The 15,677-nt window shown below is 38.5% G+C and carries 18 protein-coding genes; 1 reads left to right on the forward strand and 17 read right to left on the reverse strand.

The annotated features are described in order from the left end of the window. Window positions 1–25: 25 nt before the first annotated feature. The gene (gene lepA / locus BM098_RS00305) at window positions 26–1,840 is read right to left on the reverse strand and encodes a translation elongation factor 4 (RefSeq protein WP_089829213.1); all 1,815 of its coding nucleotides are present in this window, start codon (window positions 1,838–1,840) and stop codon (window positions 26–28) included. A 433-nt stretch (window positions 1,841–2,273) separates the two neighbouring features. Between lepA and rpsT the strand changes: the two genes are divergently transcribed. Continuing rightward, the gene (rpsT, locus tag BM098_RS00310) at window positions 2,274–2,540 is read left to right on the forward strand and encodes a 30S ribosomal protein S20 (protein WP_089829215.1); all 267 of its coding nucleotides are present in this window, start codon (window positions 2,274–2,276) and stop codon (window positions 2,538–2,540) included. 123 nt (window positions 2,541–2,663) lie between these two features. On the opposite strand, the gene holA is transcribed toward rpsT, so the two are convergent. From holA to udk, 16 genes are all read right to left on the reverse strand, one after another. Further along, entirely contained in the window at window positions 2,664–3,680 is a 1,017-nt protein-coding gene (holA, locus tag BM098_RS00315) for a DNA polymerase III subunit delta (protein ID WP_089829216.1), read from the reverse strand. A 125-nt stretch (window positions 3,681–3,805) separates the two neighbouring features. After that, on the reverse strand, window positions 3,806–6,058 hold the full coding sequence (locus tag BM098_RS00320; RefSeq protein ID WP_089829218.1) for a DNA internalization-related competence protein ComEC/Rec2: 2,253 nt from the start codon (window positions 6,056–6,058) through the stop codon (window positions 3,806–3,808). Window positions 6,059–6,094: 36 nt separating this feature from the next. Next, the gene (locus BM098_RS00325) at window positions 6,095–6,556 is read right to left on the reverse strand and encodes a ComE operon protein 2 (RefSeq protein WP_089829221.1); all 462 of its coding nucleotides are present in this window, start codon (window positions 6,554–6,556) and stop codon (window positions 6,095–6,097) included. A 27-nt stretch (window positions 6,557–6,583) separates the two neighbouring features. After that, on the reverse strand, window positions 6,584–7,216 hold the full coding sequence (locus tag BM098_RS00330) for a helix-hairpin-helix domain-containing protein (protein WP_089829223.1): 633 nt from the start codon (window positions 7,214–7,216) through the stop codon (window positions 6,584–6,586). Between the two features lie 173 nt (window positions 7,217–7,389). Next, a complete protein-coding gene (locus BM098_RS00335) occupies window positions 7,390–8,127 on the reverse strand; it encodes a class I SAM-dependent DNA methyltransferase (protein WP_089829225.1) in 738 nt (245 codons plus the stop codon). A gap of 2 nt (window positions 8,128–8,129) precedes the next feature. After that, window positions 8,130–8,483: a ribosome silencing factor gene (rsfS, locus tag BM098_RS00340; RefSeq protein WP_089829227.1), complete on the reverse strand. Its 354-nt coding sequence runs from the start codon at window positions 8,481–8,483 to the stop codon at window positions 8,130–8,132. A gap of 32 nt (window positions 8,484–8,515) precedes the next feature. Further along, on the reverse strand, window positions 8,516–9,079 hold the full coding sequence (gene yqeK / locus BM098_RS00345; protein ID WP_089829229.1) for a bis(5'-nucleosyl)-tetraphosphatase (symmetrical) YqeK: 564 nt from the start codon (window positions 9,077–9,079) through the stop codon (window positions 8,516–8,518). Then, window positions 9,072–9,635, reverse strand: a complete 564-nt coding sequence (locus tag BM098_RS00350; protein WP_089829230.1) for a nicotinate-nucleotide adenylyltransferase — start codon at window positions 9,633–9,635, stop codon at window positions 9,072–9,074. The genes yqeK and BM098_RS00350 overlap by 8 nt, the downstream gene beginning before the upstream one ends. A 12-nt stretch (window positions 9,636–9,647) precedes the next feature. After that, window positions 9,648–9,938 (reverse strand): ribosome assembly RNA-binding protein YhbY, encoded by a 291-nt coding sequence (gene yhbY / locus BM098_RS00355; protein ID WP_089829233.1) that lies wholly within the window; start codon window positions 9,936–9,938, stop codon window positions 9,648–9,650. Window positions 9,939–9,972: 34 nt separating this feature from the next. After that, window positions 9,973–10,803: a shikimate dehydrogenase gene (gene aroE, locus BM098_RS00360; protein WP_089829236.1), complete on the reverse strand. Its 831-nt coding sequence runs from the start codon at window positions 10,801–10,803 to the stop codon at window positions 9,973–9,975. Between the two features lie 12 nt (window positions 10,804–10,815). Further along, entirely contained in the window at window positions 10,816–11,925 is a 1,110-nt protein-coding gene (yqeH, locus tag BM098_RS00365) for a ribosome biogenesis GTPase YqeH (RefSeq protein WP_089829238.1), read from the reverse strand. After that, window positions 11,904–12,428, reverse strand: coding sequence for a YqeG family HAD IIIA-type phosphatase (locus BM098_RS00370; protein WP_089829240.1), 525 nt, complete (start codon window positions 12,426–12,428; stop codon window positions 11,904–11,906). The genes yqeH and BM098_RS00370 overlap by 22 nt, the downstream gene beginning before the upstream one ends. Before the next feature lie 293 nt (window positions 12,429–12,721). Next, on the reverse strand, window positions 12,722–13,414 hold the full coding sequence (gene mtnN / locus BM098_RS00375; RefSeq protein ID WP_089829242.1) for a 5'-methylthioadenosine/S-adenosylhomocysteine nucleosidase: 693 nt from the start codon (window positions 13,412–13,414) through the stop codon (window positions 12,722–12,724). A 22-nt stretch (window positions 13,415–13,436) separates the two neighbouring features. After that, entirely contained in the window at window positions 13,437–14,231 is a 795-nt protein-coding gene (locus BM098_RS00380; RefSeq protein ID WP_159430071.1) for a YrrS family protein, read from the reverse strand. A 155-nt stretch (window positions 14,232–14,386) separates the two neighbouring features. Then, a complete protein-coding gene (greA, locus tag BM098_RS00385) occupies window positions 14,387–14,863 on the reverse strand; it encodes a transcription elongation factor GreA (RefSeq protein ID WP_089829246.1) in 477 nt (158 codons plus the stop codon). A 164-nt stretch (window positions 14,864–15,027) separates the two neighbouring features. Next, window positions 15,028–15,669: a uridine kinase gene (gene udk, locus BM098_RS00390; RefSeq protein WP_089829248.1), complete on the reverse strand. Its 642-nt coding sequence runs from the start codon at window positions 15,667–15,669 to the stop codon at window positions 15,028–15,030. Window positions 15,670–15,677: the final 8 nt, after the last annotated feature.

Consider the following 15,677-nt stretch of genomic DNA (forward strand, 5'->3'; position numbering starts at 1 on the left):
TAACACGTGCTAGTGAGGTTTTATCTTATTCATCATCCATTTGTAAAACAGCCATAAATGCTTCTTGTGGTACCTCCACAGAGCCGACCATTTTCATTCGTTTCTTACCTTCTTTTTGCTTTTCTAATAATTTACGTTTACGTGAAATATCTCCACCATAACATTTTGATAGCACGTTTTTACGCATAGCTTTAATCGTTGAACGTGAGACAATCTTATTACCGACAGCCGCTTGCACTGGCACTTCAAATTGTTGACGTGGAATTAAACTTTTCAGCTTTTCAACGATTTGTTTCCCGCGCTCAAATGAGAAATCACGGTGAACGATAAATGACAAGGCATCGATTGTATCGCCATTGAGTAGGATATCCATTTTAACAAGCTTAGACTGTTTATAACCAACAAGTTCATAGTCAAACGATGCATATCCCTTGGTTTGTGATTTTAACTTATCGAAGAAATCATAAACGATTTCGGCAAGCGGAATCTCGTAGACAATATTGACACGGTTCTCATCCAAATAATTCATATCAATAAAATCGCCACGTTTACTTTGGCATAATTCCATAACTGGACCAACGTAATCGTTCGGGACCATCACCGTTGCTTTGACATATGGTTCCATTACTTTCTCAATCGATTGAGCATCTGGCATAAAGGACGGGTTATCAATCGAAATCACTTCACCGTCTGTTTTTTCAACTTGATAAATAACGCTTGGTGCTGTGGTGATCAAATCAATATTAAATTCACGTTCAATCCGTTCTTGAATAATTTCCATATGCAACAAACCAAGAAACCCACAACGGAAACCAAAGCCTAACGCTTGTGATGTCTCAGCTTCATATTGAAGTGAAGAGTCATTAAGTTCTAAACGTTCAAGTGCTTCTCTTAAATCGTTGTAGTTACTTGCATCAACTGGATAAAGTCCACAGAACACCATTGGGTTTAATCTGCGATAACCCGGTAAAGGTTCACTAGCTGGATTCTTGCTTAACGTGATCGTATCACCAACACGGGAATCACCGACGTTTTTGATCGCAGCCGTTAAGTAACCAACATCACCAACTTCTAATTTTTTTAATTTCTCAGGTTTCGGGTTGAAAACACCCAATTCATTGACTTCAAATTCTTTTCCTGTTGCCATCATCTTAATTTTATCGCCAACGCTTACCGAACCTTCTTTAATTCGAACATAGGCTACAACCCCGCGGTATGGATCATAAAGCGAGTCGAAAATCATTGCTTTAAGCGGGGCATTTGCATCACCGTCTGGTGCTGGAATCCGGTCAACGACCGCTTCAAGTATCGATTCAATCCCAATACCTGATTTTGCGCTGACTAACAATGCTTCCTCACCATCAATACCGATAACATCGGTAATTTCTTGTTTCACACGTTCAGGATCAGCACTCGGTAAATCAATTTTATTAATAACTGGAATGATCTCTAAATCATTATCAAGTGCTAAATAAACATTTGCTAATGTTTGTGCTTCAATCCCTTGTGCCGCATCGACAACGAGGATCGCCCCTTCACATGCTGCTAAACTACGCGACACTTCATACGTAAAATCGACGTGTCCTGGGGTATCAATCAGGTGGAAAATATAATCTTCACCATCTGTGTGTTCATATTTTAATTGAACCGCATTCAATTTAATGGTAATCCCGCGCTCACGCTCTAAATCCATCGCATCTAACATTTGTTCTTTCATCTCACGCTGGGTGAGGGCTTTTGTTTTTTCTAAAATACGGTCAGCAAGCGTTGACTTGCCGTGGTCAATATGGGCAATAATTGAAAAATTACGTACCCTTTTCTGGTCTCTTCCTTTTGTCACAATACTTCACTCCTATTTTTTCGACAACAATACAGTGTTGATTATAGCAGTGAATCACCAATCATTCAATTATTTTTGACACTAACTTAAAACCAATAGATCAATTCATTCAATAGTTAAATAGGAGACATCTTCATAAGTTGGCTACCATTATGACAACTAATACACAATTTTGCACGTAAATGATAAGATATTCCGAAAAAACTGCTGCCTTATCCAGAGAATGTAAACCTTCAACGGATGGTTTAGAATCGTGCTGTTTCAAGCATGAGTCTTCCATTCTTCATTTCTCTGACAAGTGACTTTCATTACTTTTTTAAAACAAAGTTATCAAATTGAATATATTTATATTGAAAACTTTGATAAGCTTTGGTACAATAGCATCTGTTCCATGATTATTTATATGGATGTTTATAGGTGGAGGTGAAATTACATGGCAAATATTAAATCAGCTAAAAAGCGTATCCGCGTAAATGAGGATGCTCGTTTACTTAATGCACCAGTTAAAACTGAAATGCGTTCAATGATTAAGCGCGTTGAAAATTTAGTAAATGACAACAAAGTTGAGGATGCGAAAGCGGCTCTTAACGTTGCAATTAAAAAAATTGATAAAGCGGTTCAAAAAGGCATTGTGCATAAAAACAATGGTTCACGTCAAAAATCACGTTTAGTGAAAAAAGTTAACCAATTAAGTGCATAAAACACTTCAATGACCAACATAAAAAAACGATCCTCATTCGAAAAGGATCGTTTTTTGTTTGGCTTTTTTAGTTTTACTTAAGCAACAACGGGTTAGCTTAGACGAGAAAACATCTCGACGTTTTTAAGCAATAAGTTGATACAGTAACATTTCAAACGCTAAACGTTTCTCCATTTTCCCCTGCTTAATCGCATGATCTGTTTCCGCACATAAATCAAGGGCTTGGTACAGCTGTTCTAGGTTAAACCGTTTGGCCCGTGTTTCTGACATCTTAACAACATACGGGTGAACTCTGATTTGTTGGGCGATTTGCTTTTGACTATACCCTTTTCCTAGTAACGTTTTCACTTGATAAATGGTCCTGATTTGTGATGAAAGCAAGGCAAGCAAACCAATCTCTTCTTCATTTAATCGTACCAAGTCTTTATAGGTATTGATGGCGAGTGAGAGATCACGGCTTATTACAGCATCAACTAGAGTAAAGCTTGAAGCTTTGGCTGAGTGTGAAATCAACGCTTTCGCATCATCATCACTAATCGCGCCTGAAACTTGAAATAAACTCAACTTCTCAATTTCTTTCTCAAGCAATTGTAACGACGTGCCCACTTCTTGAATTAACCGGTCTTCTATTCGTTTTGAAAAGTCAATCTGATACTGCTGCTTAAAATACTGGAACCATTGACCGAGGTCTCGTTCAACCATAGTTTTACATTCAATAAACTCCCCTTGTTTTTTTAACGCTTTAACGACTTTTTTACGCTCATCTAATTTCTCATACGGGACAACGACGATTAGCGTTGAAAAATCAACCGGTTGTTCGATATATTGAACCAACCGGTCCAAATCGTGTTCCACCGAGGTCTTCACTTTTTTACCTGTTAAGAAATAACTGGCCTCACACACAACCACTTTATTACCACCGAAAAACGGGAAGGTTTCGACTTCTAATACCGCATCTGATACCGGTTGTTCTTCCATATCATAAGTAATCAGTTGATCTTCTTTTTCTGCTTCAGATAAGCGATCATCTACGACAGATTGGATAAATGATTCAATTAAAAACTGTTCATCGCCGAAAATGACGATGACCGGTTGTTTGGCTATATTTTTTATTTGTTTCTTTGCTTCTAGGTAATGCATATTATGCTGTCGCTCTCATAAGAGCTTCCTCCTCTTTCGTCCTGATCTACACTTTCATTTATCTCTTCTTCTCCATTTAGTTTAAAGTTGTTTCACCAGTTTGACAAGAAGAAACCGGTAGATTTTTAACCTTGGTTGTTTGTATACCATTGATAAGTTCCATTATTTTTATGGAACCGGTAAATGACTGCCCCGTCTGTATCCGTTCGAAACAGTTGAATGTGATGCGCCTTAAGTCGCGTAATGACATCAGGATGCGGATGATGGAAATTATTATTAAGTCCTACCGATATGATTGCATACTTAGGACTTAATTGTTCAAGTAAAGCGGCACTCGTTGAGGTTTGACTACCATGATGGGCAACCGTCAATACATCCATGTCCTTGTCTGGATACTGCGCTAAAAAGACACTCTCTTGTTCTGCTGATATATCGCCAGTCAACAAAAATGAAAAGGGTCCAAAGGTCGTATGAATGACCATTGAATTATCATTTGGATCTAGGCTTTGCGTAATAGGTAAAACAATATCAAAATTATGTTGTTGCATGCGGTAGCGCTGACCTACTTTTAGAGTTGTATAATCGAGATAAGGCAATTTACTATCCTCGTCAAAAGATGAATGAATATAAATACCCTCAACAGAAAAATCTTCAACTAAGAAAGGTAGACTACCAATATGATCTTGGTGACTATGGGATAAGAACACCCCGTCAATTTTATGAATACCACGGTAATGCAAAAAAGGTTTAATCACACGGGTGTATGCTTCATCCGTTACTTCAATGTAATCTTTACCTGTTGTTGCGCCAACATCATACAAGTAGACCCCTTTTCGATGAGGTAATTCCATGACGAGGACATCCGCTTGACCGATGCTGAGTTGTGTTACCTGACCATATGGTTCAAAATAGGGCATGATTTTTATCAACGAGATAATAATAACAATCAAAATACCGTAACGGCTGGCTTGTCGATACTTTTCTTGGTCGATAAATCTTAACAATAAAAACAAACTGACTGCATATAAGATGAGATGCAGTAAATAAGGTCGTCCGGTGATAAATGGGAAGTAACAAAATCGGTCAATTGTCGATAATAACAAAAACAAGCCGTTAAAAATAGTCATAAGTATATGATCCATCACAGGCAATAACATCGGTACAAATAGTGCTATGACTGCAATGCCAAAACAAAGTGGGATAATCAGAAGTGAAAAGAGGAGGTTCACTGGTGGATTGATGACTAAACTTACTAAATTCACACTGTAAAATTTAGTTAATTGAAGTGGTAATGTGATTAAAAAACTTAGGGCTGTGATAAAAATTAGGCTTGTCAACGCGTGTTTATATCGAGATAAAATCGGACGAGATAGTACAATACTAAAAGTGACAAGAAAAGAATATTGAAAGCCTAATTGGAAAAGCCAATAAGGTTTTATCATAATGAGAAAGAGAAAAACAAAGGAGAGGGCATCTAACGTTGATAGTTTTGTTCGAATGATGAGAGCTAAATAACCTAAAAGACCAACCAAGCTTGCACGAAAGACCGAGGGCGTTCCCCCAGCAATGAAAGGAAAAGTTAGAAATACTAAAAGTAAGACGAGCCATGTCGTTTCTTTATTTAATCGGCATATACGTGTTAAAAACAAAGATAACATGTGCACCATGAGTCCCACATGAAGACCTGATATTGCTAGAAGATGTGTTAAATGCCAACGCGTAAATAAGTCCTTAAACTCGTCATCAAGTAAACTCTTTTCCCCTAGTACAAGCGCACTGACTAGACCAAAGGTGGTCTCACTTAGTCGACTCTGTAAATGATAGAGAAATTTTAGGCGGTACGTAAAAATGGGCGAAAATAAAGATTCTCCTTCATAATGAACCGTTTCAGCTACAGCTTGCGCTGCAACATTTTCTGTGAGTAAATAACGATCATAATCAAACATGCCAGGGTTTTGTGGTGATTCAGGCGGTTCAAATGATACATCTAGTCGCAGGTGTTGCCCCTTTACAAGGTCAAAATCTAAGGGATTAAAATGTGTGATTAAAACATTTGTGGGCTGATTGTCCGGTTGAATGATAAATCTTTGATAGGTGTCCGTTTGTTGTTTCACTTGTATAACCTTTCCCATCAGTTCACCTTGGTCAAATGACTCGATAGGCGTCTGATGTTCGTACATATCGGCAAATCGAAAGAAAACAACAAAAAAGACGCAAAGAAAGACGCTAACTTCAGTTACTGAAAGGGATTGTGTAAAAAGAAGCAACAGCAAAATGGCAAGAAACAAGCAGGAGACATAAAGCCATGAAACGGAGATATATGCTAAAAAAATAGCCGAGAGGCTAACAGGAACGAGGAAATAGAGACGATGTGTCATAAAGACACCTCACCTAAACAGATGAGGTGTCTATCATTATTCAAGTCTATGTACCAATTGAAGCGCGTCATCATCAAGTGGGATTTTTTGAGTCTCTACGCCAGCCTCTTCATACAATTCTATCGCATAGGGATTGTTTTTATAATCTTTGGCATAGTAAACTTTTTTTATCCCTGCTTGAATGATAGATTTCGTGCATTGCAGACACGGAAAATGTGTCACATAAATTTCCGCCCCATCTGTTGGTACACCAAATTTCGCACATTGTAATACAGCATTCATCTCTGCATGTACCGTTCTGACACAATGGTTTTCGATGACATAACAACCGACGTCGATGCAATGAGCACTACCTGAAACACTGCCATTATATCCTCCAGCAATAATCCGTTTATCTCTTACAATCGTCGCACCTACCGTGAGACGTTCACACGTACTTCTAAGCGCAATCAAATGCGTTTGGGCCATAAAATATTGATGCCAAGAAATTCGCTCCATCATATCTCTTCCTTTCTTGTAAATGCCTTAAGGCACTTGAATTTGATCTAAGAAATTAGCAACTGTTTTTTCACCAATACCCTCTACCTGCGTGAGGTCATCTGATGATTGAAAGGGACCATTTAACTCCATATACTTAAGAATGGCTTCTGCTTTCTTTTCACCAATGCCAGATAAAGTAGTCAACTCTTCTTTTGTCGCCATATTGATTCTTATTTTATCATGGTTTTGGTCTGGATAGAGGTCCAACTTCTTTTCTTGTTCTGTCTCATGTTGATTTGGTACATAAATCACCATCTCATCGTATACCTTCATCGCTAAATTTACTTGATCAACATCCGCTTGATCAGAAAAACCCCCTGCATCTTCAATAACGTCAAGAATCCGCATCGCTTCAGTGACACGGTAAACCCCGGGTTGGTGCACTTCACCTTTCACATCAACATACATTAAAGTTGAGTCTTCAGAGATTGGACTAGCCTCTATGGATACTGTTTCAGTGTTTAACTCGTTTTGTTCCAGGGACGTCGCTGTCATCGGCTCATTTACAAGCGGTGTTTCACTAAGTGGTTGGTCCTGTTTATTTAAGATAAGTAAAGTACCAAATAGTAAGATAAGCATTAAAGCCAGCACCCATTTATACTCTTTTAATCTTGACATAGATATCCGCCCCCTTTAAGCCGTGATCACTCGCTGATACTTTACTTATATCACACTTTAGCCCCTCACAAAAGACGTGCCATATTTAATAAATATCAAGATCAAAACAAAAAGGCGAGTGAAATAGAATTCCACTCGCCTTTTCGGCAAAAATCATCAGTCATTCGTCACGATTATTTTTTTGCGATAAAAAAGAGTCGTTCACTGTTTGGTTCATCCGCTAATGTGATTGGCGCCTTTTCAAAATCTTTGTACACCTTTACATCGCTAAAGCCAACTTGTTTTAGCCAATCGATATAACTGTCCATACTATACGTTTTTTGATGATGGATCTCATCATAACGTTGGTAACAGTCTCCTTCTTTAATATAGAAAGTCATCTCATGAAACATTTCGCCTGCGTCGTCACCTCGGTCACAAAACCAAATATAACTATAGTCATCCTGGACTTCTGAATAAATGTTATCACTCATCGCTTCTACATGCGCTAAACTATGAACATCAAACATAAATTGACCATCTGGCGCGAGACTATGATAAATCGCTCGAAACGTTTTTAAAACATCGTCTTGATCAGTGATATAATTGAGCACATCACAGAAGCTCACAATCAATTGTTGATTATGAAAACCAGTTAACGCTCGCATATCTTGTTTTACCCACTGAATACGGTTAGTTTCAGCACTAGGGTCATTAGCTGCCTCTACTAGCATGGCTTCCGATAAATCGACTCCGGTCATTTGAAAACCCTTTTCACTCAAACGACGCGTTATTTGACCGGTACCACAGCCAACATCCAAAATTGCCTGAGTAGATGATTCAAGCATCGACTCAGTAAATGTTACCCATTCATCGTAAGGTGCGTCTTGCATTAATTCATCATATAGTGCTGCTAAATGTTGATAAGACATAGCTACGCCTCTGAATTAGACAATCCAAGAACAGGTGCATCTCCCCAAAGACGCTCTAGGTTATAATAATTACGCTCTTCATGGTGGAACACATGACAGACAACGTCCCCTAAATCGACAAGAATCCAGCGTCCTTTATCAAATCCTTCAAGACGTTTAACGTTCACACCACTTTTTTCTGCTTGGTCTTTAATTTCACGAGCAATCGCTTGAACTTGACGTTCATTTGATCCGTCACAAATCAAGTAATAATCAGCAACCGTTGTTAATTCTCGCATATCTAACCCAATAATATCTTCAGCACGTTTGTCATCAGCCGCTGTCGCTGCTAATTCTAATAATGTTTGACTATCCAAAAAAAAACCTCCTAATTATGCTTCTGTTTATTCTAATTTTTACCGAGTAAATCATTATATAAATTTAATGTTTCTGGATATACTTTACGTGATTTACTGACTAGAAACCCAATCGAGTTTTTACACGCTAAAAAAACAGCATGGTCCAAATCATAGGCCGCTAGTCTTCTCACATGCTCAATGCCTGGAATAACACGACCAGGTTCAATATAGTCTGCTAAATAAACGATTTTTTCCAAATCTGTCATCTTCGCATGACCGGTCGTGTGCCAATAAATAGCTGACTGGATATCTTTATCGTGAATACCAAGTTCAGTTTCGACTAAAATAGATGCCACTGGGCCATGCCAAAGTTCATGATGAAAATCTAATAACTGGTTTGATAGCTGATCATATTGCTCAATCAATTGTCGCATATCAGCCAGATTTCGATATTTACAATAATCATGAAAAGCACTGGCGATCATCGCTTTTTCTGGGTCAACATGAAACCTTGCCGCCAAATCAAGTGCTGTTTCAACGACTCGTTCTGTATGAAGGTAACGCGTCTCTGTTAAATGTGGTTTAACAAGACCAAGCGCCTGTTGTTTATTCATATAATTTGTGCTCCTTTATATAGTGATACACAGCTTGTGGCAATAAATATTCATATGGACGGTTTGCCATAATCCGCTCTCTAATATGAGAAGAGGATACATCCATTTCTAAGCTATCAACAAATAAAACAGGATACGGTGTTTTTAACGTATATCCTGGCCTTTGTACTCCAACAAACTGCACCATCTGGACAAGCTCGTCAATCGCTTGCCAGTGCGGTAAATATTCAACCATATCGGCACCAATAATAAAATAAAAACTACACTCCGGATAAGTTTCATTGATCATCGTCATCGTATCAATCGTATAAGATCGCCCTGCGCGAGTCAGTTCAAAATCTTTCACTTTAAACTGTGCTCGATTTTCTGTGGCGAGTGTCACCATGTCCAATCGTTTGTCGCTAGAGACGTTCGCTTTGTTTTTGTGCGGCGGAATTTGCGAAGGAATAAACCAAACTTCATCTAATTCCAAGGCATGAAAGCAATCATCAGCAATAATCATATGCCCAATATGAGGCGGGTCAAATGTACCGCCGAGTAGACCAATTTTCTTCATCATATCAATCCCTTATGGTAATTGAATCGTTTTATTTTCTACAGACGGTTTATAGAGTACAATCGTATGCCCAATAACCTGGACGAGTTCGCTCTCTGTAGCTTCAACTAAAGCCGCAGCTACATCATCTGTTTCCTCTAAGCAATTTTGTAAGACAGCCACTTTAATTAATTCGCGTTTTTCAAGGGCCTCATTAATGGTTGTAATCATATTATCATTAACACCCTCTTTTCCTACTTGGAAAATTGGACGTAAATGATGTGCTTTTGAACGTAAAAATCGTTTTTGTTTACCTGTTAACATTGTTTTCCCTCGTTTCATTCTTATTGTCGTCGTTTTATAGTTTTAATTTCGTTTCAAATGCTTCAATAACCGGACGCGCGTCGACATTGTAACCTGTCCAGAGTTCGAAGGCTAAAGCCGCTTGGTAAACAAGCATTTCGTGCCCATGGTGAACGTCGGCACCTTTTGACATTGCTTCTCGTATTAAAGCCGTTACAAACGGCTTATAAACTATGTCACTGACAACGGCACCCTGTTTTAATCGGTTGAGATGAATCGCCTGAGTGTCTACGTTCGGTTCCATACCGAGCGATGTTGTATTAATGATCGCATCATATTGGTCAAGTGTCGCTTCAGCCTCACTAAAACTAATGGCTTGATAGTCTTTTTTAGGTGGCAATGCGTTAATGATTGTTGCCGCTTTTTCAACGGTACGATTACTGATCGTAATGGCTGCACACGTTTCATTATTTAATGCGTGAACAATACCGCGACTGGCCCCACCTGCACCTAAAACCAAGAACCGGCTGGATGGGCGAAATAGCTGCGGATAATGATACTTCAATGACTGAACATAACCTGCCCCGTCGGTATTATACCCAGTCCAGCAGCCATCCTTAATAACAACGGTATTGACAGCCCCTATCGCTTTTGCTTGTGGGTCGATGACATCCAAAAAAGGCATAATGTCAACCTTATATGGAATCGTAATATTAAAACCTGAGTAACCCGATTGTTTTAACGCACGGATTTGATCATTAAAAGTCTCTGGAATTAATTCTTTTAATTCATATGTGCCACGCTGGCCAATTTGGTCAAGAAATAAACCGTGCAGAAATGGCGACATTGAGTGACCGAGTGGATAGCCAATTAAGAAAAATCGCATCCCATCACCCACTTAAATAATTGCTGGACGGACACTGACAGGAACATCACTTGGTGAGGAAACGGTAATCGTTACCGGTTCACCTGAAAGCGTAATCCACCCTAGACCTGGTAAGACTATGTCCGTCTTCTCGCCCGAAATTTTGAAGGTACGTTCTTGTAACGGCGGATATTCAGCTTTTGAGCTTTCACTTGGTGGTTGTAACATGCCACCAAGGTGATCAACATACAATTGGTCCGCTTTTTCTAGCTTGGTCCGATGAATATCAAGTGCATTCGCAAAATGCAAGACAAACGGTTGACGCTCGCCTTTAATAAAGTCAATTCTGATTAAACCACCCACAAATAATGTTTGCTTATCATTGATTTGATACACACGTGGTTTAATCTCTTTCGTTGGTGTAATTGTTTTGATATCTTGTTTTGATAAATAATGTGTGAGTTGTTGTCGGTTAATGACACCTGGTGTATCGTATAGACTTGCATGATTGTCTAATGGAATATCAATAAACCCCAATGTCGTTCCTGGGAAGTAAGATGTCGTAATCGCCTCTTTTGTACCCGTTGACTCATTAATTAAGTAATTAATGAAGGTTGACTTACCAACATTTGTACACCCGACGACATAAACATCTTTCCCTTGTCGATAAGCGTTCATATTTGCTTTGACTTCATCAAAGCCTTTCCCTGTTTTAGATGATACTAAGAAAACATCTTTTACTGTTAAACCATAATCTTTGGCTGATTTTTTCATCCATTGTTTCAACCGATTTAAGTTCGTTGACTTTGGCAGTAAATCAATTTTATTACCTACAAGAATAATTGGGTTATTACCAGTGAGTCGATGTAAACTTTTAATAAAGCTACCATTAAAATCAAACACATCAACAATTTTGACAACTAAACTTTTCGTATCAGCAATCTGACTGATCATTTTTAAGAAGTCACCATCTGAATAACCAACATCTTGAACTTCATTATAGTGCTTTAGTCGAAAACAACGCTGACAAATTATTTCTTCATTTTCTAATGCGGATTGCGGAACAAAGCCCGGCTTCTCTTTATCTTCTGTTTGAATCGTAACACCACAACCTTGACAGGTTAATTTTTCTTCCCTTTCCATTCAATCCAACCTCTTTTCTCTAATTTATTTAAAATGTACCGTTCAATCTTACGATTGAACTTTGTCGCTTTATCATCTGTTTGCAGAATAGGCACAACTAAAATCGTATTGAATCCGGCCCGATTACCACCGAAAATATCGGTCATAATTTGATCACCAATGACCACCACTTCCGACTTTTTTAATTGCATCTCTTTCAATGACTTATAAAATGCCCCTTTTAAAGGTTTATTTGCCCGATGGATATAAGGGCGATTCAATGGGGTTGTAAAGTGTTTCACTCTTTTTCTATCATTATTAGATACAACACTGACTTTAATATCATTTACAGCCATTTGATTGAACCACTCTCTAATCGCTTCTGTCGCATCTGGCTCATTCCACGCAACAAGGGTATTGTCCAAGTCGGTAATAACACCCTTAATATTTTTGGCTTTTAGTGATTCGGGTGTTATTTCAAAAATATCAGTTACATGTTGATCAGGTAAAAATTTTTTTAACACAGTCTCACCTCAGTATTTTTATCCACTCATTTATTTTTGTACAACTTTCAAGTAAACGTTCGTCAAACTGACATTATTTTATCATAACACGATAAAAACCGTACGACAAATCGCTTGCTGATTCACTGCGAGCAGCTTTATCAACCATTTTTTACTGTTTTAATGCTCATTTTGTTCAAACATCCCAAATGCCTATCCTATTCAAACGGTTTAAAGACAATTAACAAGACCTTGACAGTTAGCGTACAGATTAAATGCCATGTAAAAGCACCTGCTTTCACACGGCATGTTTGTTACGCTATGTTGGTTATGACACGCATAATCATTTCAGCAGCATGTTTCGCTGCTTGGTCTAGGTATTGATCAAATGACACATTCGACTCTTTTCCTGCTATATCTGATAACGAGCGAATAATCACAAAAGGCACGTGATATTGATAACAGACTTGAGCAATCGCCGCTGCTTCCATCTCCACAGCCATCGTATCAGGTAAATGTTCTAACACGCCTGCCACCTGATCAGCGCGTTGCATAAAGCTGTCTCCTGTTGCTATTAAACCTTGCTTTGATTGAACTTCATTCTTCTCTTCAATCGCCATTTCAATTGCTTTAATTAACCCAGTATCAGCAAGATAGCGCTTGGGCATACCGGGTACTTGACCATAGTCATAATCAAAGGCACGCACATCAACATCATGATGCACGACCTCTCGGCCGATGACAATATCTCCAACAGATAATGTCTGATCTAATCCACCGGCAGAACCGGTGTTAACAACAGCGCGAATAGCAAATCGTTCCAATAAAATCGTTGTAGCAAGCGCTGCATTCACTTTTCCAATGCCCGACTTTAATAACACAACCGAAACGCCCTTTAGCATTCCAACGGTAAAATCACAGTTAGCGACGGTTAGTTCCTCTTTTATCGCCATATTTTCTTTTAATAAACGCACTTCCTCATCCATTGCTCCTATAATTCCTATCATTCATCCGTTCTCCTAACTCTTATTAAAGATTATCATCATCTGATGAATCAGTAACTGATGTATCATCTTCTGTTTCAGTTTCTGATGTTGTAGAAAAGCGTGACATTTGGTCATGTTCTTTTAATAGGTCCACCTGTGTTGGGGTGTAACCTTCACTTTCTACCCATTCAATATAAACGCGGAAATGTTCCTTTGAATCGCGATCTGTATAGGTGGTGATGACTTTATTTGGTCCATTTCCACTCACCCACAAATACTGCATTGCTTCACTGTCTATGCCTGTGGCGAGTGTCGCTGCTTCTAGCATTTCATTCCAATCATCAGTATCTTGTTCAAAACTAATCGTATGCGGTTGTGTTTGTGTTGTTGGCACCGCATCCCAATCCGCTTTGTATCTCGATAGGACGTTTTCGTCATCCGACTCACTAAACGTTAAATCGTAATCGTCAGGGTTCTTCGGTACATCTGTTGATTCATTACCGTCATCAGTTTGATCCGCGTCTTCTCCAACATCAGCACCCTTATCCTCATCAGCACCGGTTACCACATCAGGTTCTTCTTCAGTAGCTCCTTGGTCATCAGTGGTTTTATTAGCTTGGTCATCTTCAGTACTGTCGTCAGTAGATTCATCTACTGCTGAATTCATAGTTTCCTCAGTTGCTTCATCGTCACTAAACATTATCTGTGAGATAATAGGCGCACTGATAACGGATAATAAAAAGACCACCAAAATCCCGATTAAAATAACTAACCAGCGCTTATTTTTTCGTTTCTTATTGAGACGTCTCGTTCTGCTGAATACAATATCATCCTCCACAGTATGTAGCCTCCTCATCAATATTCTATTCTCTTAGTATACAATAGTTCTTAGGTGCGCGCTATAAAACAAAAGAAAAAGTGACTTTCTCATTCTTTCATAAACCAGCATCTGATGACTGTTTACTTAAGAAAGAGAAAGCCACTTACTTATGTTTATTTTACCTCAGTAATACGCACACGCATGTCGCCACCAGGTGTTGGTACGTTAACTTCTTGTCCAACTTCACAACCAAGTAAACTCTTAGCAATTGGTGAATCATTTGAAATCTTACCTTCAAACGGATCCGCTTCTGCGCTACCAACAATGATGTATTCTTCCTCGTCACCATCTGGTAATTCAATAAAAGTAACCGTACGGCCCATCTGAACGGTTGATTGGTCACTATCATTATTCTCAATAATTACAGCATTACGAATCATTGTTTCGACTTGCGTAATACGCGATTCTACAAAGGCTTGATCATCTTTTGCTGCATCGTATTCTGAGTTCTCAGACAAATCTCCAAAATCTCGTGCAATTTTAATACGTTCAACAACTTCTGGACGTCGAACGGTTTTTAAATGTTCTAATTCTTGTTCTAATTTCACTTTTCCTTCTTCTGTCATATAATAACTTTTCTCTGTAGCCATGACTAACTCTCCTTTTAATACCATTCACTTATTTGTCTCTATAAATTTATCCCCGTCTTTTATCATTTCTACACAAAAGACTATTAAAAATTATACTAACGGATTATGGTTGATATTTCAATAGTTTTTTACATTTCTTTCATAACTTTTGAAAGCGCTCAGCATTATTTTTGTTGTTTTGTCAAAATCGTTTCAATTTTAGTCGCCATAATATCAATTGCGACATGATTTTCGCCGCCTTCTGGAATAATTAAATCGGCATAGCGCTTTGTCGGTTCGGTAAATTGCAAGTGCATCGGTCTTACAACCGACAAGTATTGTTCAATGACTGAATCAATCGTACGCCCGCGTTCATTAATATCACGCAGCAACCGACGGATAATGCGTAAATCAGCGTCTGTATCAACAAAGACTTTAATATCCATTAAGTTTCTTAACCGTTCATCTTCTAAGACAAGAATGCCTTCTAAAATAATAACTTCTTTGGGCTCAACGAGCATTGTCTCATCTGAGCGGGTATGACGTTTAAAGTCATACATCGGTTTTTCAACCGGTTGATGTTTAAGTAAGTGATGTAAGTGTTCAACTAATAAATCATTATCAAATGCAAACGGGTGATCATAGTTCGTTTTTAAGCGCTCTTCAAATGGTAAATCAGATTGGTCTTTATAATAAAAGTCTTGTTCAATAACTAAAACAGACTTGTCTTCAAAGCGGTCACATATCGACCGGGTGACCGATGTCTTACCCGATCCCGAGCCTCCAGACACCCCAATAACAATCGGTTTTTTTCGTGTATTCTCCATATATTTAG

The sequence above is a fragment of the Halolactibacillus halophilus genome, assembly GCF_900115605.1.
Lineage (GTDB): Bacteria > Bacillota > Bacilli > Bacillales > Amphibacillaceae > Halolactibacillus > Halolactibacillus halophilus.